The sequence below is a fragment of the Acinetobacter sp. NyZ410 genome (assembly GCF_022828975.1).
GTDB lineage: Bacteria > Pseudomonadota > Gammaproteobacteria > Pseudomonadales > Moraxellaceae > Acinetobacter > Acinetobacter guillouiae.
In genome coordinates this window covers 1,305,416-1,325,254 of record NZ_CP094620.1, presented here as the reverse complement: position 1 = coordinate 1,325,254, position 19,839 = coordinate 1,305,416, and the positions used below count along the sequence as shown (strand labels likewise).

Annotated in this window: 15 protein-coding genes, 2 pseudogenes and 1 CRISPR repeat array; of the genes and pseudogenes, 2 read left to right on the top strand and 15 right to left on the bottom strand. The window is 37.4% G+C overall.

Annotated features, from left to right (window positions below):
- Window positions 1–439: 439 nt before the first annotated feature.
- The 11 genes and pseudogenes from MTO68_RS06200 to MTO68_RS06150 all read right to left on the bottom strand — a co-directional run bounded on the left by MTO68_RS06200 (window position 440) and on the right by MTO68_RS06150 (window position 13,489).
- On the bottom strand, window positions 440–610 hold the full coding sequence (locus tag MTO68_RS06200) for a hypothetical protein (protein WP_244015380.1): 171 nt from the start codon (window positions 608–610) through the stop codon (window positions 440–442).
- Between the two features lie 452 nt (window positions 611–1,062).
- The gene (locus MTO68_RS06195) at window positions 1,063–1,473 is read right to left on the bottom strand and encodes a type II toxin-antitoxin system HicB family antitoxin (protein WP_034614020.1); all 411 of its coding nucleotides are present in this window, start codon (window positions 1,471–1,473) and stop codon (window positions 1,063–1,065) included.
- Window positions 1,474–1,514: 41 nt separating this feature from the next.
- Window positions 1,515–1,697 (bottom strand): type II toxin-antitoxin system HicA family toxin, encoded by a 183-nt coding sequence (locus MTO68_RS06190; RefSeq protein ID WP_244015379.1) that lies wholly within the window; start codon window positions 1,695–1,697, stop codon window positions 1,515–1,517.
- Window positions 1,698–1,937: 240 nt separating this feature from the next.
- A complete protein-coding gene (locus MTO68_RS06185) occupies window positions 1,938–2,165 on the bottom strand; it encodes a DUF2188 domain-containing protein (RefSeq protein ID WP_244015378.1) in 228 nt (75 codons plus the stop codon).
- Window positions 2,166–2,355: 190 nt separating this feature from the next.
- Window positions 2,356–4,304: direct repeats of the CRISPR family, unit length 28 nt; unit sequence TTTCTAAGCTGCCTACTCGGCAGTGAAC.
- 131 nt (window positions 4,305–4,435) lie between these two features.
- The gene (cas6f, locus tag MTO68_RS06180; protein WP_244015377.1) at window positions 4,436–5,047 is read right to left on the bottom strand and encodes a type I-F CRISPR-associated endoribonuclease Cas6/Csy4; all 612 of its coding nucleotides are present in this window, start codon (window positions 5,045–5,047) and stop codon (window positions 4,436–4,438) included.
- A gap of 2 nt (window positions 5,048–5,049) precedes the next feature.
- The gene (gene csy3 / locus MTO68_RS06175) at window positions 5,050–6,063 is read right to left on the bottom strand and encodes a type I-F CRISPR-associated protein Csy3 (protein ID WP_244015376.1); all 1,014 of its coding nucleotides are present in this window, start codon (window positions 6,061–6,063) and stop codon (window positions 5,050–5,052) included.
- A gap of 26 nt (window positions 6,064–6,089) precedes the next feature.
- A complete protein-coding gene (gene csy2, locus MTO68_RS06170) occupies window positions 6,090–6,974 on the bottom strand; it encodes a type I-F CRISPR-associated protein Csy2 (protein WP_244015375.1) in 885 nt (294 codons plus the stop codon).
- On the bottom strand, window positions 6,974–8,224 hold the full coding sequence (csy1, locus tag MTO68_RS06165; RefSeq protein WP_244015374.1) for a type I-F CRISPR-associated protein Csy1: 1,251 nt from the start codon (window positions 8,222–8,224) through the stop codon (window positions 6,974–6,976). Before csy1 ends, csy2 begins: the two co-directional genes overlap by 1 nt.
- 14 nt (window positions 8,225–8,238) lie before the next feature.
- A pseudogene (cas3f, locus tag MTO68_RS06160) lies at window positions 8,239–11,628 on the bottom strand (type I-F CRISPR-associated helicase Cas3f).
- Complete coding sequence (gene cas1f / locus MTO68_RS06155) at window positions 11,625–12,590, bottom strand: type I-F CRISPR-associated endonuclease Cas1f (protein ID WP_244015955.1); 966 nt, start codon at window positions 12,588–12,590, stop codon at window positions 11,625–11,627. The pseudogene cas3f and the gene cas1f overlap by 4 nt, the downstream one beginning before the upstream one ends.
- A 638-nt stretch (window positions 12,591–13,228) precedes the next feature.
- Window positions 13,229–13,489: a hypothetical protein gene (locus MTO68_RS06150; RefSeq protein WP_244015373.1), complete on the bottom strand. Its 261-nt coding sequence runs from the start codon at window positions 13,487–13,489 to the stop codon at window positions 13,229–13,231.
- A 114-nt stretch (window positions 13,490–13,603) separates the two neighbouring features.
- On the opposite strand from MTO68_RS06150, the gene MTO68_RS06145 reads away from it, so the two are divergent.
- Complete coding sequence (locus MTO68_RS06145; RefSeq protein ID WP_008942454.1) at window positions 13,604–14,008, top strand: transposase family protein; 405 nt, start codon at window positions 13,604–13,606, stop codon at window positions 14,006–14,008.
- Window positions 14,009–14,045: 37 nt separating this feature from the next.
- Window positions 14,046–14,438: pseudogene (locus MTO68_RS06140) on the top strand (transposase family protein); the annotation flags it as partial.
- A gap of 12 nt (window positions 14,439–14,450) precedes the next feature.
- Here the strand turns inward: MTO68_RS06140 and MTO68_RS06135 are convergent.
- From MTO68_RS06135 to MTO68_RS06120, 4 genes are all read right to left on the bottom strand, one after another.
- On the bottom strand, window positions 14,451–15,032 hold the full coding sequence (locus tag MTO68_RS06135) for a recombinase family protein (protein WP_244015372.1): 582 nt from the start codon (window positions 15,030–15,032) through the stop codon (window positions 14,451–14,453).
- 474 nt (window positions 15,033–15,506) lie between these two features.
- Window positions 15,507–16,526 (bottom strand): spore coat U domain-containing protein, encoded by a 1,020-nt coding sequence (locus MTO68_RS06130; protein ID WP_244015371.1) that lies wholly within the window; start codon window positions 16,524–16,526, stop codon window positions 15,507–15,509.
- Window positions 16,523–19,021 carry a fimbria/pilus outer membrane usher protein gene (locus tag MTO68_RS06125; RefSeq protein WP_244015370.1) on the bottom strand — a complete coding sequence of 833 codons (2,499 nt, stop codon included), beginning with the start codon at window positions 19,019–19,021 and terminating at the stop codon, window positions 16,523–16,525. The genes MTO68_RS06130 and MTO68_RS06125 overlap by 4 nt, the downstream gene beginning before the upstream one ends.
- Window positions 19,022–19,825, bottom strand: a complete 804-nt coding sequence (locus MTO68_RS06120) for a fimbria/pilus periplasmic chaperone (protein ID WP_244015954.1) — start codon at window positions 19,823–19,825, stop codon at window positions 19,022–19,024.
- Window positions 19,826–19,839 lie beyond the last annotated feature (14 nt).

The following is a 19,839-nucleotide window of genomic DNA, read 5'->3' as shown; positions in this document are numbered from 1 at the left end:
AGTTAACCAGTCCGCTTGACTTTAAATTTCTAAGCTGCCTACTCGGCAGTGAACATAGACATCATGAACGCCTGAAATAGCCTTAATTTCTAAGCTGCCTGCTCGGCAGTGAACGATTGGCAATGATCAAGGCTTCGCGGGAACCTTTTCTAAGCTGCCTGCTCGGCAGTGAACACTAAAACATAGACATGATCGCGGCTTACGCTTTTCTAAGCTGCCTGCTCGGCAGTGGACAGCGGTAGCGCTGACATGCCATTTTCCATTCTTTTCTAAGCTGCCTGCTCGGCAGTGAACCACTGAGAACGATTGCAATAGCGACATTTATGTTTCTAAGCTGCCTGCTCGGCAGTGAACTATTGATAGCACAAATTACCATACTTTAATATTTTCTAAGCTGCCTATGCGGCAGTGAACGGTGGATTTGTCATCACATATAGAATTACGTCTTTCTAAGCTGCCTACTCGGCAGTGAACTTTCGTCAGGGGTTGCACTGTTATTTTCAATTTTTCTAAGCTGCCTAGGCGGCAGTAAACCATATTCATCATCACCACCACGAATAAAAACATTTCTAAGCTGCCTACTCGGCAGTGAACGTAATACTTTCGGCACCAAAACAAACCCTTCATTTCTAAGCTGCCTACTCGGCAGTGAACTAATTGAACCGTGACTAGGGGTATTCGTGTTTTTTCTAAGCTGCCTACTCGGCAGTGAACATAAAAAATACTGTTCTATGTACGGCTGTACTTTTCTAAGCTGCCTATGCGGCAGTGAACTTCAAGAATTTTATGAGCCGAAGTATATAGACTTTCTAAGCTGCCTATGTGGCAGTGAACGTGGTGGTTCAGTTAATGCCACGATGTTTGATTTTCTAAGCTGCCTGCTCGGCAATGAACAAATCACGACTAAATCCGCGTTTTGATGCCATTTTCTAAGCTGCCTGTTCGACAGTAAACTGAGATCTTTCAAAAATCTTATACCTTGTAAAGCCTTGGTTTTAATACTCATTCACTTTTCTTTAAATATTCAGAAGCCCACTCAATTGAGTGGGCTTCTTTGGTTAGCTAGGATGAAGCTTGCAATATTTTTTCGGCACCAGCTGCTAAAAATGCAGAACGGGATTTATACTGCTTATCTTTACCCACTTTATCATCTATGAGATAAATCAAGCGACTTGGTAAGGTGACATTAATTTTTTCAGCCTTACCTAAATAACGATTCACATCAACTTCTACAACTGCCCAGATAAAGCCTTTAAATTCTTCATCGTTAAGAAATTTACTTACTTCTGATGCCAAAGGAATATTTTTGCCATCTTCTGCAAGAATCTCCAAATGATCTGCAATTGCTTCTTTCGCATTACTTAATGCTTCTTCAAAAGTATCTCCCGCAGAGAAACATCCCTGAATATCAGGAACAATCACGCCATAGGCTTCATCATTCGAGCCTTTTTCTACTGCAATTGGATATAACATACTCACCTCTTTTGGAGAAAATGAAGTTTGGATGCAGTGGGTCACTCAAGACCTGCTTGCTTTAAAATGCTTTTAACAGTTCCAGTTGGTAAATCTTTTTTAGGGTGAGGTACTGTGACCAGACCTTCTTTGGTGGGGTGTTTAAAATGGTGGTGACTACCTTTACCCCTAACCTCATACCAACCGTCTGCTTCAATCATCTTAATCAATTCCAGACTTTTCATTTCAACTCCATCTGTCTTGATGAGTAAAATATAACCCCAGAGTTATATTAATTCAATAACCCCAAAGTTATTTTAAAAAATATTTCTAACCAACCTGCAATCCCAAACCTTTCCACAATCAACTAAACAAGATTTTTTGTTGCTGCCAATCTTTATTTTCTAAGCTGCCTATATGGCAGTAAACAAACCTATAAAGGAATACTTTATATTTCTAAGCTACTAATTTAGTAGAAAGTACTATTATCCTTTAGGGGGAAATGGATCTTTTCCATGACTATCCTTCTGTGAAATTTTTCCATCTTTATTATGAATAACTAACTCAGTTTGTTGATTCTCACTAATAGTCCTAGCACGATCAATCGCATCTTGTTTTGTATCAAAATGACCAGATGATCTTTCTCCTCCACTTTGTTTAATATCCCAACCACCTTTTGGATTTGACACAACATGCGTCGATTTATTAGACATTTTTTAACCTCTCCTTAGATAAATAGAACAAATATTGTTCAATTTATCTAAATATAAAATAAGCAAAAATAAAGTTCAACCTGTAATGTATTTCTTTAATATCAAAATCATCTTTTCAACTGACTAAACATCCTACCCATACCTACGCTACAGTGAACCAATATATTTCGGTTTATAGAATTCTTGCACATTCCTAAGCTGCCTATTCGGCAGTGAACTCTTCCAACCCTGAATCGGGATTGACTCGATATTTCTAAGCTGCCTATGTAGCAGTAAACGCCCCGCTGTACCATTCAATGGTGTGAATTTATTTCTAAGCTGCCTATGTGGCAGTGAACAATGCGGGTGATGATCCTGAAAAGCCGCGAATTTTCTAAGCTGCCTATGTGGCAGTGAACTTGAATGTGATCATATTGTGAATAAGGCGCAATTTCTAAGCTGCCTATGTGGCAGTGAACTCCATGTAAAACCTAAAAAGCATCAAATCTGGTTTCTAAGCTGCCTACTCGGCAGTGAACATACCCCTTCTGGGTATGACATCTATGTTTCATTTCTAAGCTGCCTGCTCGGCAGTGAACATATTTTGTGTATAGCTGAAGGTTATGCAACTTTTCTAAACTGCCCACTCGGCAGTGAACTTGAGCTTGCTCCGCCTTTTGGGGGATTCACTTTTCTAAGCTGCCTACTCGGCAGTGAACGAAATGGGGTACGAAAATGAAATTGTTTTAATTTTCTAAGCTGCCTACTCGGCAGTGAACTCCTTTTAGCTGCTCCAACCCGATCAGGAAAATTTCTAAGCTGCCTACTCGGCAGTGAACACTGGCGGGGTAGCCCGAATCGTGGGCGGCCATTTCTAAGCTGCCTACTCGGCAGTGAACATATTTTGTGTATAGCTGAAGGTTATGCAACTTTTCTAAACTGCCCACTCGGCAGTGAACTTGAGCTTGCTCCGCCTTTTGGGGGATTCACTTTTCTAAGCTGCCTACTCGGCAGTGAACGAAATGGGGTACGAAAATGAAATTGTTTTAATTTTCTAAGCTGCCTACTCGGCAGTGAACTCCTTTTAGCTGCTCCAACCCGATCAGGAAAATTTCTAAGCTGCCTACTCGGCAGTGAACACTGGCGGGGTAGCCCGAATCGTGGGCGGCCATTTCTAAGCTGCCTACTCGGCAGTGAACCCAGTAACATACAAGATCAATCGCGGCGGCCGTTTCTAAGCTGCCTACTCGGCAGTGAACATGCGTAAACAGTGCCGTGATTAATTATTGGTTTTTCTAAGCTGCCTACTCGGCAGTGAACCATATTCATCATCACCACCACGAATAAAAACATTTCTAAGCTGCCTACTCGGCAGTGAACTCATGATCAACCTAATAGCAATCTTTATACTATTTCTAAGCTGCCTACTCGGCAGTGAACAGTCGCGATGTGAACGGCGTTCATGATGTCTGTTTCTAAGCTGCCTACTCGGCAGTGAACTAACGCTTCCTGCACTACGTATACGTTGCGACTTTCTAAGCTGCCTACTCGGCAGTGAACGCACATAATAGGGGCGAGATTCGCCCGTATTATTTCTAAGCTGCCTACTCGGCAGTGAACATGACATCATTGATTCGTAGCAGTCTTTGCTATTTCTAAGCTGCCTACTCGGCAGTGAACCGTCTCGCGCCCACATCGGGGCGTCTTCTTCTTTTCTAAGCTGCCTACTCGGCAGTGAACGCATTTGCCGCTGGTGCTACGGTCAATCCATTTTTCTAAGCTGCCTACTCGGCAGTGAACTAAATGAGGGTGGGGAATAAATAAGTTTGCTATTTCTAAGCTGCCTACTCGGCAGTGAACGTCAAAACTGATGCGTCATGCCGTGACATCATTTTCTAAGCTGCCTACTCGGCAGTGAACTCATTGGTTTGACGATCTTCTTTATCTGTGTTTTTCTAAGCTGCCTACTCGGCAGTGAACTGGTGGAGGATCATCATGATCGAACTACTATTTTTCTAAGCTGCCTACTCGGCAGTGAACAGGTTTTCAAGAGTAAGCAACCAACGAACATATTTCTAAGCTGCCTACTCGGCAGTGAACTGTTGTGCTGGAGGTTCAGTTTTTGGTGTATTTTTCTAAGCTGCCTACTCGGCAGTGAACTATAATTTTAAAACAAAAAATAAAGTTATAACAGTGAGTTAAGACTAAAAACCTATAAAAGACCAAAGTTTCAACCCACAATCATAACTTATTGATTTTATTAAACTGTTAAAGAGTGAAAAAATATTGGGTTAAAATTCGGGTACTGTAGACACAGAACTTAACCCATACGTACTAAAAACCTGAGTTTCAGATTTTTCAGTGATTTGCTTTTCTATAAATAGCTTAAAATGCTTTTTATTTTGTTCATTCGATGTGCTTAAACTTAGCATCTGTACATAAGGTAAATCAGTTGTTGTCACTACTTGAAGATAACGGCTCAATGCTTCTTCAAAGCCAATATCTCCTCTTTTCACTCGATGGCGAGCCAAACGCTCAGCGTTGGTTTTAACTTGTTTACGTTTATAAACTGCGTAACCCGTTACTTTTTCAGGAACGGGCCGCACACCTGTGATATGCACATAATCAGGAAACCGATCTAACCATTTTCTTATATTCAACGTTTCCAGTGCTGCTTCTGATTGGGCAAATATGCGTATTTTTTTACCAATACCAATACGAGATTTCTTGCCTTCTATCTTCTCGTAAACATATTGAGGAAAAGATACACCGAAAGGGATCTTTTGCTGCTCATCCGTCTGTTCAGCAAAAGCGATATGCAGCTGGGTATAGATTTTTGACCAAAGAAAATATGGCGAAATCTCAGCCTGATCAATCAGTGTGATTTCTTGATAACATTTCATTATTAGTCCTTAGCACTTTGACCAAATACACCACCACGAACTAAAACAGCCATAACATAATGTTCTTGCTCTGTATTCTCTAAAGATTCACCTAAAGCATATTTATCGAATAAGGTAAAAAAGTCTTTTTTGTCTTTTGGTGTACGGTAGGCTTTTCCAAGATTGGTTACGGCTCCATATGGTTCAATTGCAATTGCCGTTTTTTTCTCATCAAATTCAGGGTACCACGTATCAATAGTACGTAATGCATTCCCTATTTTTTGAGAATGCATTGCTGCAACATCATTAACCTGATAAAGAATTTTACTTTTGTCTCCCTTACCTTTATCTAGTACTAACTCTTCACTTGGATAAACTTCCTGAGCTTTACCCACCAATGCATAAGCATCAACTTTAATCAATAAATAAGGTGTTTCACCTTTTAATGCCTGTGCAATCTGATCTGCTAAAGCTTGTACTTTTTCATCCGCTTGATCAAAATCATTTAATCGATATGCTAATGCATTAAATGTAATCGCAGATTGATCATTAATCGTTACAACGACTTCAACCTTTTCAGCACCTACACGGTTACGCCATAAAAAACGCGCATTTGCTATATTTAATGCATAACGTTTAGCGAGCTCGTTAAAGCCATATTGCTCAATATAATTTTTAGCAGCAGCTTGATATGAATTTAAAAAACTTTCGTTATTACAAGCAGATGGATTTTCAACACCACCTAAAACTTTAAGTGTGAATGAAACTTTTAGAGTATCTTGATTTTCACCTAAAGCACATGCATCTACTTTTTGTAAATTTGCCTTTTCAACTTCTGCATTTAATTTTAATGGATCACTTGCTACAGCGGGTTTTAAGCGATTTGAAATTGTCCCTCGCACTGATTTTTCGATTAGTTTTAATGCTGTTTGTTCAGTGCGTTTCTCCCAACTCGTACCATAGAGATAACCATCAGATGGAACAAGTTTTTTTTCAAACGCGAGTACACTTGCAACCGCTTTTTCATTTTTAGCCATGAGTTTTTCCTCTTTTTAGTATCAAATTAGTTTGTTGTGATGTTTTGGCAAAGATATAAATTATTTTCTAAATCAACATGATATTGCCATAACAGTTGATCAATATGTTCTATACGATAAGGCATTACAAATTCGCCTAATGTAAGAACACTTTCAGCAAAACGATGCGGTGTACTGGCATCACGTTGATTTTTCGCCTGCCCCAAATCAGAAATCCCCTGAAAGCCTACGGCAATTGGAACTAACCACCCCTGTATTTTTCGTTTTGATGCCCATATCACTTTATCGTCATCATCAATCTCAGAACTGTGTGTGACTTTTAAATAATCTAAAATAGCATCCAAAGCATTTTTACCTTCATTCATACTTTCGATCACTAAATCTCGACGCTCAATCAGCACATGTCCAAGCATCAATTTATTTAAAATTGGCTTTAATTCCCGATCCTGATGTTCATCTTCATCAAATTGCAGTATTTGGCAGTTTTTAACATCTAAAACATCTCCACTGGCAAACTTCATACTACAAATAAGCTTATAAACATCCTCTAAAAATTGTTCTTTTTCATCTGGATCTATATTTTGACATTCAATTAAAAGAGACACCTCCAAATGACAACGTGCTTCTTCAATAAAAGCTGGTCTACTACCATCTTTATCTAAAGGATTCGCTGTAGCCACGATCGAATGAACAAAATCTCCTCGCCCTTTATAGGTTTGCAAATTAAAGTCATGACAACTCACTGCCAATTTGTTTAAAGAAATGTCATAGTTTTTACTTTTTAACTTACGCTGCAAGGCATGAACTGCGCCCAGCCAAGCCGTCATCGCTGGAAATCCAATGGTATAAGGACTACTCATTGCATTGGCATTGTGAAGCTTTAAATGAGGAATCAATAAAAAATGACGCATTAAAAATACTCCTTTGCTTGTTGCACCGACTTTTCAACCCGTAGTTTTACATCAAGCAACTCAGCAGTCCCCAAGGTATAGGCATCACTAATCAGTTTTTCATAGCTTCGTACTATCCAGCGCGCAATTTCTCGGCTTAACTCATCACGCCAATCAGTATCATCTTCCCTCTCTGTGCTATAAATGCTATCCAACCACATACGCTGAAGTTTAGGTAGGTTTAAGTAATAAGTCTGATTTGACCAGCCTTCAACTGAATATTCTCTAGTTCTATGTGCTTGTACTAATATTTGATCAACAACAAACTGAATAATATTTCGTATAGCAGTGCGAGTATCAATATTATTTAGATCCAACTGCATAAATTTATGCAAATGAACAAAACTTTCCTGATAGTTCTTTCGATATAAACATTGTGCAAAAAAATCTGTTTTCGGTAGTCGAATTGCTCTTTTTTCAAGCACTGGTGGGCAACTAGATAATAAATAAGCTCGCCCTGCATTTTGACTATTTAAAACACTGACATTTTGAGGTTGTGTGCCGCCATACGCAGTTACTGTAAGCTCATAAATATCGGCGTATCCCTCTGTATGATGCTCATTTTTCTTACGAAATTCTTTGGCTTGTTTAGTTGCCTCTGAAAAACGTATTTCATCTATTGTTTGCTTTAATCTAGTCACCAATCCTGATGGTGTTAAGATCGACAATAAATGGTATTCGTCCTGATCAATGGGAAAATAAACCTGCTTCACTAAGTGATCAGTTTTTACTGATGTATCTGTTGCCTTTATTTTTAAAAATGCTGCGCTGAATGACTCAAAATCTAAATTATCATCCATAAGCAGCTTTTTTAAATCTTCATCTTGTTGTTCAAAGCCTTCTAATACCGTAAATTTTTCTGTCAGCGGTAAAGATAAAAATTTAAATACGTCCATTGCAGCCGCATTGCCAAATACATCGAATGAATAGTTCACATTTCCGCTGCGTAAATAACCATCATTCTGCTGTTTCGCTTGAGCAATAACACTTGACGTTTTTGCGCTTGGATGACTAAATTTACTTGGATGACTGACCATAAAAAGCTGCGCAACACGTTTTGCTGCGTCAGGTAACCACACTTTCAAACTAAATTTATCATCTGCTTGACGTTGTAATTCTGCAATTACAGTTTCACTTTCTGCTTTTTTTAAACGGTCTTTCAACCAAAGATCTTTTCGTTCATTTAAAAAATGATGAATATGTTCTGTCATGCTTCCCTCTTTAATTATTGATCTAAAACAACAAGTCCAAACTGTTCTGAATATATAAGTTGCTTATCTTCGTCATATTCGGGCAGCATAATCTCCCCATAACGCTCTGATAATCTTTCTATCTTTTCCTCAATATCTTCATTTTCAGGAAATTTATCAAGTGCTAAACGACGTAAGATGTCGTGATAATCTCGATTCAACCATAATCGTTGTTGTTCTAATTCACTCAATTTAGAATAGTCAATCTCGCGAATCTTGTATAAACCACTTCGATCAATATACCCCCCAAAATCATCTTTTTCACAAAATATAAGCTTGTGATTTTTCCAGATTGCGAAAAGCTGAATATTGGCTGAACTTTGCCTAAACGGATTAAATTGCTGAGGCAAAGCTGTTAAAAACCATTTTTGTGTTAACCAAGCATTGAGTGGTTTTGCTCCGACTTTGTTATATGAAGTTAAGGCATCTGCCATTACAGCATGCTCTAAATCTGCCAATTTTTTTATGGATGGAAGTGGCTGATTTGCTTTGATTCTTGGAATGGCATTAATCTGCTGTAAATGTTCAGGATCAATCAATTCTGATAAATTTTTTGTTTCTAATATAAAGTTTCCTTTAGCAGAATTAACTTCAAAGCCAGGTTTCTCAAAGGCAACTTTAGCTCGGTGCAAGCCTTTTAAGTTATATTGCAATAAGGCAATGTTTGGTTTTTGAATGTCTACATCTCGTTTGCGATGTCGTAAAACTCGTCCAGACAATTGGATAATCGAGCGATAAGAAGAGGGTTCAACAATTGCCCAATCAAAGTCATGATCTCGTCCCACCTCTTCCACAGGTGTGGCAACCAAGATAAAAATGACATTTTCATCAGTCGTCGAATCTAAATGTTGACGAATCACCTCATCTGAAAATGCAGCTGCTTGTTCCCCTGCTTTTTCTTTACGTTTTAAAATATGATCTAAATGTTGTTCTTGTTTACTGCGTAACAATAAAACTTGACGGCTATGGTATACCATCACACGAGGCGTAATACCTTGTGACCATTCGGTCTTAAGTAAAGATCGAGTTAAAGCAACACATGGGGAAATATTGGCAACTCGTATGACACCGAAAGAAACTTTTTTTCCAGTTTTAACATCTATACTGTGATGGTCATGGTGTAAATGTTCAACATTCTGTTGAATCCGTTTAAAATATTCAGCTTGTAAACTTTGATCTATACGCTGGATTTCTTTTTCTGCAACAAGATCTGAGCAATCAACAAGATAAGCTTTGTGCTTAATTATTTGTTTACTTAAAGCAGCTGCACGAAGTTCTACAAAGCGATCATGTGCATTTTTATATTGTTGTATTGCCTCTTTTTGCTGAGCTAAATCAATTGTTTGAATTTGTGTTTTAAACTCATCGACCCACATCGTAACAGTATCTACATTCTTTAATTTCTTAAATGCACAATATAAGGCCCAACCTTGTTGATATGCATTAAAAAAACCTTCAGCCAAAGCAGGTGGAATCGTTGCTGAAGAAATCATCACTTTTCGACCTAACATTCCAGCTAAATGTATAAGCCGAGCTATTGCAATTAAGTCTTGACCATTAAAATCATCGACTTCATCAATCACCAGATCGGAAGAAGAAAGCCTTAAACTTGGTAAAATATATTTTCCACCACGTTTGGTTTCTGTAGAAGCCATAATATGGTCAATTGTACAGACTAAAACAGGCTTATATAAAAAGGCTTTATTTCGTTCCTCTTGATGTTGTGGAAATAATGCATTCATAAAGTCTGCTTGTGGCATAGATTCATAATTCAATTCATTGTCTAATAAATCTTCTAATGATTCTGAACCTATTTCTTCTACAGTATGAAATTCATCTTGATGATGTTCTTTTGTATTTTGATGATGCAATTCCTGAACAGCTTTTGAGCCAATTAAAACTGCAAGCTCATCATGACTTAAGCCAATATCTTGGCGGTAAGAATCACCTGTTTGTAAAGTTAATGTCCGTAGTCCTAAAGCCAGAATATAACGTAATGATTGAGCACCTTTAGATAAGGCTTGCATAATTTTGGCGTTGGCAATAGTTTTACCTTTACCAGTACTCGCCATGTTGACAATAAACCAGCCTTGATTTACAGCACTTTCATTTTTTTGAATAAATTGCTGAATACCCTTTACTGCTTGGTCTTGCCATTCAAAACCTTGAGGACTTTTCCTTTTTAATTTTTGAATATCATAAGCTGGTTCCATCTCATCTGCCAAACGACTTAATGATTGTGCAACTCGCATAGCATTGTCACTGACCCGAACTAGATGCTCATCTAAAAATTGTTTAGCTTGTTTAGTTTTTGGATCAGTATTGGCAATTAATGATAAATTGGTTTTCCAATTTTTATCAGCATTACAAGATGAATAATAGTGATCGCCTAACATGAGACACAATCGGGCATGATGTAAAATGACCCGCCAACTTCCATCTGCAAAAATTTGTTCTGTGGCATTAGATGCTTGTAATAAACGTGCTGACCATTTTTTGATTTGCTTTGTCCATTCAGTAGACTGACTTAATAACCCTTGATCAAACTCAAAACAAAGTTTTAATCGCTGTTTATAGTCATCTTCATCAAATTTATTTTGATAACCCCAATCTGCTTTAATGCTTTTAAATAAACTTGTAACCGTTTCTTTATTAACGTCAGCATACTCTTTGCGTCGTTGTTCTTCTTTTAACGCAGGTAAACGGTGATGCGATACAATCAATCATGCAACCAATTGTGCTAAAGGCGGAAGTTGGTCCAAAACTTTAGATTGATCTGAGTTTTTGCTAATTGTTTGCTTGAGAAGTTCTTCATCCCAACTTTGTTGTATCAATAATTTTAGCCATGCTTCATCTGACTCAATATTGCCCGAGGAATGTACTAAAGCATTTAACAATAGACATGAAATCCACTCATGCCGTAAGGGATCACCTTTAAACTGATTATTTTTTTCCAATAATTTTTTTTGAAATAAAACCGTTGCCTTACCCCAATCATGTAATAAGGCAGACACAGCCACTAGTGCTTTAATTAAAGGCAAATAATGCCAGTCATTTTCCCATTTATTTTGAGCAAGGCTTTTCTTGGTCGTGTTTACAGGCACTATGCCTTCACTATTAAACTTATTTCTATTCCCAACAATCCACAGTAACTCACTTCGGCGTCGCCCTCGAATCCAATGGCAAGACACCGCTGTATTTTTTGTGACTGTTTTTCTAAGTAGCTTTTTAACTGCAATTAAACCATCTTCAGTAATCACCGTTTGCCAAGTGTTATCACCAATTCGGTCGGCAAATGCATCCAATACACGACGCGTTCGAGAAAGTGCTTTCTTTTCGCATTGGGAAATGAAGGTTACAATCATAATGCTTGATCCTTTTCATCATGATTTCTGCAAGCTTGTAATTTCACTTGATCAAACATCCAATCAAGACATTTATGCTCGGTAAATTTCTGTAATAATAAGGCTCTAAAGTCTTGCTCCTTAAAACCTTCTTTGGCACAAATAAATGCCCATGGCAATACCACAGCATCTTTGATTAAATCAGCTATATCAAAGACCAAAGCACCACGCCGAGTTTTACCATGCATGACTGCAAATGAATGACTAATACCTAAGACCCAAAGTGTAGTTGCAGCTAAACCATAGGCTAAATAATTACCATGATTGAGGAAGTCATTGGCTAAATCACCATATTCAGCATTTCGTTCAAATTTGAGTTTACAACGTGTTGCAGCGATTTTATAAAGCTGCTTGGTGGTCTGCGCTTCTGCAAGAAGTAAATCGCCAACTTTGGTCATATTGGGAATCTTCTTTTCAAAACCACTTAAAGCCTGTTGAATATCCTGATCATCTAAATAGAATCCTTCTGCTTGTAAATCCCGATCTTTTACCCAAACTTTACGAATATATTCAACCCGCGCAACCTGAAATTGTTTGGCCACATCTAAACGCTTCTTTTCATCAAACCAAAAGCTCATCCAGCCTTGCATATATTCAGTTGGACGATATTCACTTTGTGGCGTTAACCACTCCACTTCACTGCCTGAAAATAAAGGTGTACCCCCACCACCACAAAAACCGACCAAAACACCTGCACTACAGAGCATCCGCATTGCAGCTTGAGTGATCGACGTTCCAGTTCCCAACAAAATCACAGTCGTATTGGCAATAGGAATATTCCAATACTGGTTTTCAGTTTTGGCTTCGGTTAGATATAAAACACGGCCATCTTTTTGCATCACCCGTGCATGTTCTAAATAATAGAGATTGGCTCTTTTTGAATGAAGAATAGCTTTTAAGTCTGATGGGTTAAGTTGTTCCATATTATTAGTGGTCATAAAGTTTTTATAAAAACAATTTAATTGAAAGTCTCGATATTTCCAACCTATTTTTTATTTTAAACGACATTTTGTGTCGTTTTTTAATAAACTCCATTTTATTTACTCACGCTTCTACCCCAACCATTTTAAATAAATTAAGCATTATTTCAATACTACCTAAATGGCTTAATACCAATATTTTTAAAATGATTTTTATCCCTTTTCAACAAAATACAACATAAATAAAATTTTCGCACAATAATTTAAATTTAAACACTTTTAGCATTCTAATGTTTAAAATATTATTCGGATATAAATTCAATCTATTTTAAAGATACACCCCAATCAACACCATCCACATTAAATAAAACTGATTTAAAATTTAAAGTAAAACTTAAACAACCCTTTTATAAAAATAATAGATTATCGCCTTAAATAATACTATATTTTAAGCTAAAAAAGGCTTTATCTAAAATAAAATCACTCCAAATTAAAACTTAAAAACCCAAAATATTTATTAGCAAGTATTTTAAATTTTATTATTTTACTTTTATAAAAATCAGAATAAATTTAAAAAGATTAACCATAACATCAAACTTAAAAATACTTAACCTTTCATATCCAAAAGATTAATTAAAAAATTAATTTTTTAAATCTATAACATATGGACTAGAACCATATAGAAAAATGATTTTCTTTTCCTCATGCTCGATTTTGTGAATTTCATAATCAATCAATCCATTTACAGAGCTAATTTCAATTTCATTGGCGTCATCAATAACTCTCGACTTATTATTGAGATAATATTTGAGTTGAACAACGAATATTTTATCCAGATTGCTCAGTTGTTTTGCCACAACCAATCTACTTGTTTTAGCCTTGTTATTCATTTTAACGTTCATATTCATTTAATCCTCACGAATAACATTAGACTTCCGTCATAAATCAAAAAACGTACAATTTATTTGATCTTAAATTAATCAGCAAAATTATTTAATTCAAGGGATAATCCTTGGATGAAATTCAAAGATATTCAAAAATTATCAGACGTTAAGTTTCGTAGGCTTACCGGTGTTAGTTGGGCTACATTTAACCTCATGTTGGCCGAGCTAAATAAGCATTTACCTCGTCATATTGGTAAAGGACGACCGCATAAATTACCGTTGGAAGATCGCTTGCTCTTATGTATAGAATATTGGAGAGAATATCGAACATTTTTCCATCTTGGTATGAGTTACGGTGTATCTGAAACGAGTGCAATTCGTATCACACGTGTTATTGAAGATACCTTAATCCGTTCTGGAAAATTTAACTTGCCAAAACAACTTCCTAATCGAGATGAAGTGGATTGGGAAGTTGTTGTGATTGATGCAACTGAAATATTAGTTCAACGTCCAAAAAAAACAGAAGAAATGGTATAGCGGTAAAAAAAAGCGACATACCTTTAAATTTCAGCTATCTATGCACTATACAACAGGTGAAATACTGAGTGTATGTGGAAGTCATGGAAGCATGCATGATTTTAAAATATTTAAAAAAAGTATGAGGAAATTAAAATTTAAGCCCTTTTTTATCGTTGATAAGGGGTATTTAGGGATAAAAAAATTGGGTTTTGGATGCCTCATGCCATCTAAAGCAAAGAAAACTGAAAAATTAGATTCTGAATTAAAAAAGTTAAATAGAGAGATTGGTCGTAGACGAATTCAAGTAGAGCATGTATTTGGAAGGATGAAATGTTTTAAGATTTTATCTTGTGTATATAGAAATCGTCGTAAAAGATTAAACCTGCGGTTTAATTTACTTGCTGGCATATACAATTTAGATTGGGTGAAAGATAAACAATTAAATTGATTGAAAAATGATTTATGAAGGAAGTCTATTGTCTGATGATTTTGAAAGTAGTCTTTGAATGACTGTTCTTGTAACCGAATACTGCTTAGCTAAAGAATAGACACTTTGTCCATTTTTAAATTTTTCTAAAACCTCATCTTTCTGGGTTTTATTCAAAATTTCTGGCCGACCTACTTTGTTTATATTTTTATTACCAATCTTTCTGTTCGATTGAAGCTTCCCATCGAAATCAGAACAGATTTTTAGAAAATGAAAAAAAATCTTTTTTATATCTCCTTTAATCTCCTTCTTTGAAAATTCCAAACAAACTAAACGTATTCCTTTTTTAAAAATAAAATTGACACTCGAATATATCTCTTTGAAATCACTTCCCAAAGAATCTATTCCATCTATTAATAAAAGATCTCCGCTTTCCAGTGTATAGTTAATTAGATTTATAAGTTTATGCCTAAAATCTAGGGGTATGCCTATTTTCACCTGTTCAAATACAAGCCTATTTTTCGGTATTTCATAACCATATCCAAGAATATAGTCAGCATAATTAAATTCATCCATTGAGAATTCATCAATTCTGAAGTATGCATAAGTCCGCACAATAAGCCCTCTTCAAATAATAACAGTTATATTCAGTATTTTTTAGAAAAACAAATATGTATAAAACATATAAATGATTTAAAACATAGAGAAATAATCATCTACCCTTATAATAAATAATTATTAAAATCCACATTTTAATTAAAAATTAAAACACAAATTAAGACAATAAAAGAATGATCAAAACACAAAAAAAAACAAATATTATGCCAATAGCTGTGTTTTAAATAGCACCTCTAAATTATTTTAATCTTGAGATATTTCACATAAAAAATGCATAATAAAAAATAAAATACACTTGTATATGTATAATAATGAATTTTAATAAATGGTTTAAATGAAGCAAACGGTTCGCATATTTTTATAAAAAAACATAATTAAAGAGAGTTTTTATTTAATATCAATAAAAAAATAAACAGTAAAATTACCATTTAATAAAGCCATGATAAAAATGATTATCATGGCTTTATATCGTTAAAACTCAACATTTACCGTTATTGTGTCTGAATAATTACCAGCCGGCAGACTTGGTGAATTCGTTTCCAAAACTTTTGCCGTAAAGGAAAAACCTTGTTGGTTGGTATTATGTTGCCCCGGGTTCGTTGTCGCCTCGAGACTTGACCAGCGTTCATTGCCGCTACCGCCCCAACGTTCCGTCGTTGCATTTTTATAAATCTCATAGTGCAGAAAATTATTGCTATTGCTCGCCTTCATTGCACGTTGATTGCCAGTTTGTGGATAGAGTCCATTATTTAAACCGACATGATAAGGTGTAAATACTGAGCAACGTACGCCTAGAGAGGTTTGAACTGGTGTAAAAACATCTGCAAAAGGTGATGTTCCAAAATTAACTGCATTGGTAGAAATACGACAATCTGCTGAAACGTCAATATATAGATTCAATGTTGCATCACTCCCGGCGCCCCAATTGAAAGCAGTAATTAGACCACCACGGTTAAAACCCGGACTTTCAAAAAAGGTGCCTACTCCTATAAATGCAAACGCAGGTACAGAATAATACCATTTGACTTTAAAGGATTTGTCCGCTGTGTATCTCCCAGGAGAGACATTTTGCCCTGCATTAATTTTGGCATAAAATGGTAATGCACCATTAGGTCCTGTAAAGAAATTGATAATTGTAAAGCTACTCATATCAACTTCTTTACCAAGACTTATTGCTTTATTATTGGTATCCAGATAATCCACTGTAAGAACTTCACCAGTCCCAGCATTTTTATAACTTACCGGCATTTGATCGACCCGATACTTCAGATAAGTGTTATTTAAAGCAGCCAAACTAAACCCTTCACATCTTAAACCCGCACTAAACTGATTGGACTGCGTGCCTTGCTCCGCCAATGTCATAGACGAAATCGCACCCATCGTCACATTACCACTTGAGGTGATAACACAAACCGCTTGACTCTGAGCGGTAAGCAATATCAACCCAGAAAATAATAGACCTGCCGGTATTAAATTTTTTAAAGTAATCATGGTTGAGTCACCTCACGACAAACAACTGACTTAATTACTGCAATCTGTTGTTGCGCTTGTTTTAAATCCAACGAAAAGTTTGCTTCACATATGCGCTGATCTGATAGTTGCACCCGAATGCTATTTTCTGCACTCAGATCTTCAAGATAAGCAATCCCGTCCATCCCCACATAACTCGATTCTTGATCGGCACGATGTACCACCGCACCCACTGGAACCGCTTGCCCATTGCTTTGTAGCAAGTACACATTTGCCGCATAAGACTGTTTGATTGGAAAGCCAATCACTACACCTGAACCGCGTTTTGCTGCGATCCGATTTTCAACTTGGGTTGCATTAAAGTTAGAGGGTAAATCGATCGGGTTAATACTGTATTTAGCCGCGTAATAAGGCGTCACTGACGGTACAAAAACATAGCCCTTGGCGTTACTCCGCCCCACTAGACTGTTTTCATAATGCACGGGTACATCTGCAACTTTATTGGTATCAATCAAAGCAAAAGATTCACCCAGTCGATTGGCAACGAAGACATTGCCTGACATCAACACCACCGAACCTGACAGTCCAAACCAATAGTTGTAATCTTTGGCACCTGACATGCCGACATCGGTATTAAAATATTGGTTACGGTAGCTCATGCGTGCTTGATTGTAATCATCGCTGTTTTCATTAAAACGTCGGCTTAAATCGACACCAATACCACCTGCCAACGGTGCACTACGGTTATAATTGACATAAGCATAATCGCCAGTGGATTGTTGGCTATAACCTAGACTGGCAGTGGATCTGCTCTTGGAAAATGGAACCGATAACTGAAATGCAGCACTCCAATCTTTTTCCACAAAATCCCGATTAGCACTTAACGACACTGTCGCACCACGCATATAAGACGGGAGTATCGGTGCCCAAGACAGATTCATCAGTTTATTTTTAATGTCGCGGTTCTGGGTCTGGATATAGGCCACCCCAAAAGTACCTGACTTATCTATGGCAAAATAAGTATTGGCAACCAAACTTTTATGACTGTTGGCTGAGATCAAATTGCTATATTGCAAGCGCGAAAGGTCATAATAATCCTGATCGCGCTGAGTATGATTGAGACTAAATCCAAAACGCTGCTGGTTATAGCTATAGCCTAAAGTATATTGATTTCCCTTAAGATTTTGACTATTGATCCGGTTAAACTCTCGATCTGCCCGACTTTGAGTTGCCGAACCACTTAATACCCCAAACTGATTCAGCTTAAGCACTGACCCCAATCCAGCCAACTGAATTGAATCGGAGAGTTCAACTCGTCCTTCAGCCGTGAGCCAATCATTAATCCCATAACGTGCATCTGCTGAACTGGCAAACTTACCATATGCAAAGTTCTTAATCCCATAGTCTTCGCGGATTTGTCCCATAGACACGGAATAATCCAATAAGCCCGGTTTAAGCAAAGTATTCGAAATATAAAACGGCACTGAGGTTGCCACCTGACGACCAACACTGTCTGTGGTGACAATCACCGCCTCGCCTTTACCATTAACAAACGGAACATTATTCAGAATAAAAGGACCAGATTGCACATCGGTTGAATTGGCTTTCTGCCCATTGATCAGCAAATCTACGGTACTGGGTAAAGCCGCTTGTCCTTTAAACTGAGGTAAAGGATAGGTAATCAAATCTGGACGCGTACCAAAATTACGTTGGAGCTGTAATCCACCTAAACGCACTGAACTTCCCCATGCGTTTTTACTTCCTGTAATCACATCACCCGCTAAAAATGAAATCACACTGACCGGATAATCATATTGCCAAGTGGTATCATAGCGACGATAACCATCACTGTTCTGATTGGATGACTCAAAATCAGTTTTGCTATAAATTCCTGAGTTTCTCAGTACCCCATAAGGGGAGAAAAAGCGTTGTTCTGTAAAGAGTGTACTGCTATAGCCGCCATTCTCTGGGCGATAAGTATAAAAGTCATAGTTATTTAATAAACCGATACCCGACTGCGCTGTTTCAGGTTGATACCAAGAATCCAAGCCGCGTATCTGTACAGGCATCCAGCTGGCAGGTAGATCTAGGCTAAAATACTGTTGTGCTGAATTGTACTCATACTTTAATTCGGGAATCTGATTGAGGCTGACCCAATCCAAGGCCTTGCCCGAAAAGCCTAAAGTAAATACATCCAGATCGGTCAAGTTTTTTTCTGACTGTTGCTGAAGTACATCCGCAGGCAGCTTAATCTGTAACTCATCCAGTTTTGATTGCTGGATAAAATAATGATCCCCTTTGACAATGACCGGTATCACTTGTCGGGTCGAATATTGATTGATCACCAAGTCCAGATAAAGCTTAAATAAGCTATTCACTTCTGAAACATCTCGTGGTGGCGGGGGCAAACCATTCGCATAGACATTGCAACTCAGCAATGGGATATTCGCGACCAATATCAATGTCAGGCTTTTGCATAAAAAAGAAGGGGGATTTAACCCTGATAGATAACGCATTTATCCTCCCCCTCCTTCTTTCTTAATCTCAACCAATTCCTGTTTCACCCCTGAACTGTCAACCCCATACAAACTGCTTTGACCACTTAGGCTGTTAAGTAACTTGTTGTCTAGATCAAACTTCATGGTGCTGTTTGCCAACACATAACCAAAGGCGGTTTTGCCAAAAGCCATTTGCTCTGAAGTCGGGGTTAATTTAATCCCAGCAAGCCGTGAAAATTTTGAACCAGTATTTTTAATATAAAGTTCGGGTTTGCCCTGTTCATTCTTCTTGACCCACCAACTTAATATCGGTTTAGCCAAGGGGTTTTTCGTATTGGCTTTTTGTGAAACTTCAGTTAAACCACTGCCAAGTCCTTTACCATAGCTAAATAAGGGAATGGAATAACGCATCTGAAAGCTGACCGTCGATGTTTCTTTATCCGTTTCTGGATTGAGCTTAATCGGTAATTCATCCACAATAATTCGATAGGCAAGTTCTTTGGCATCAGGTACAGCAGCCGAGCGGGTTAAACGCAACATATGCTTTTCACCCGCCTTGATCTTCGCCACGGGTGGACTTGGAATAACCTCGGTTTGCTCCGCATAAGCATCTTGCTGATGATTCTGATCCCATTTAAATACCCGAATCTGTACCATGGCATCAGAGTTACCGGTATTTTGTAGCCAGACCGCAGTGGCTTTTTCGTTTTCTTCAATTTTTGGATAGATTGGCCAGATTAAAAAAGTGGCCTGTGCGAATACCGGTGAAGTGACCATCAATATCGCGGCCGCAGAGAAAGTTCTGCCCGACCATATTTTCATTTTATTTAAGCTCA

What these genes read in the sequence shown, in the direction of transcription:
- MTO68_RS06195 (WP_034614020.1), bottom strand. Translation starts at nt 1,473, where the DNA reads ATGTTATATCCAATTGCAGTAGAAAAAGGCTCGAATGATGAAGCCTAT.
- MTO68_RS06190 (WP_244015379.1), bottom strand. Translation starts at nt 1,697, where the DNA reads ATGAAAAGTCTGGAATTGATTAAGATGATTGAAGCAGACGGTTGGTAT.
- MTO68_RS06185 (WP_244015378.1), bottom strand. Translation starts at nt 2,165, where the DNA reads ATGTCTAATAAATCGACGCATGTTGTGTCAAATCCAAAAGGTGGTTGG.
- cas6f (WP_244015377.1), bottom strand. Translation starts at nt 5,047, where the DNA reads ATGAAATGTTATCAAGAAATCACACTGATTGATCAGGCTGAGATTTCG.
- csy3 (WP_244015376.1), bottom strand. Translation starts at nt 6,063, where the DNA reads ATGGCTAAAAATGAAAAAGCGGTTGCAAGTGTACTCGCGTTTGAAAAA.
- csy2 (WP_244015375.1), bottom strand. Translation starts at nt 6,974, where the DNA reads ATGCGTCATTTTTTATTGATTCCTCATTTAAAGCTTCACAATGCCAAT.
- csy1 (WP_244015374.1), bottom strand. Translation starts at nt 8,224, where the DNA reads ATGACAGAACATATTCATCATTTTTTAAATGAACGAAAAGATCTTTGG.
- cas1f (WP_244015955.1), bottom strand. Translation starts at nt 12,590, where the DNA reads ATGGAACAACTTAACCCATCAGACTTAAAAGCTATTCTTCATTCAAAA.
- MTO68_RS06150 (WP_244015373.1), bottom strand. Translation starts at nt 13,489, where the DNA reads ATGAACGTTAAAATGAATAACAAGGCTAAAACAAGTAGATTGGTTGTG.
- MTO68_RS06145 (WP_008942454.1), top strand. Translation starts at nt 13,604, where the DNA reads ATGAAATTCAAAGATATTCAAAAATTATCAGACGTTAAGTTTCGTAGG.
- MTO68_RS06130 (WP_244015371.1), bottom strand. Translation starts at nt 16,526, where the DNA reads ATGATTACTTTAAAAAATTTAATACCGGCAGGTCTATTATTTTCTGGG.
- MTO68_RS06125 (WP_244015370.1), bottom strand. Translation starts at nt 19,021, where the DNA reads ATGCGTTATCTATCAGGGTTAAATCCCCCTTCTTTTTTATGCAAAAGC.
- MTO68_RS06120 (WP_244015954.1), bottom strand. Translation starts at nt 19,825, where the DNA reads ATGAAAATATGGTCGGGCAGAACTTTCTCTGCGGCCGCGATATTGATG.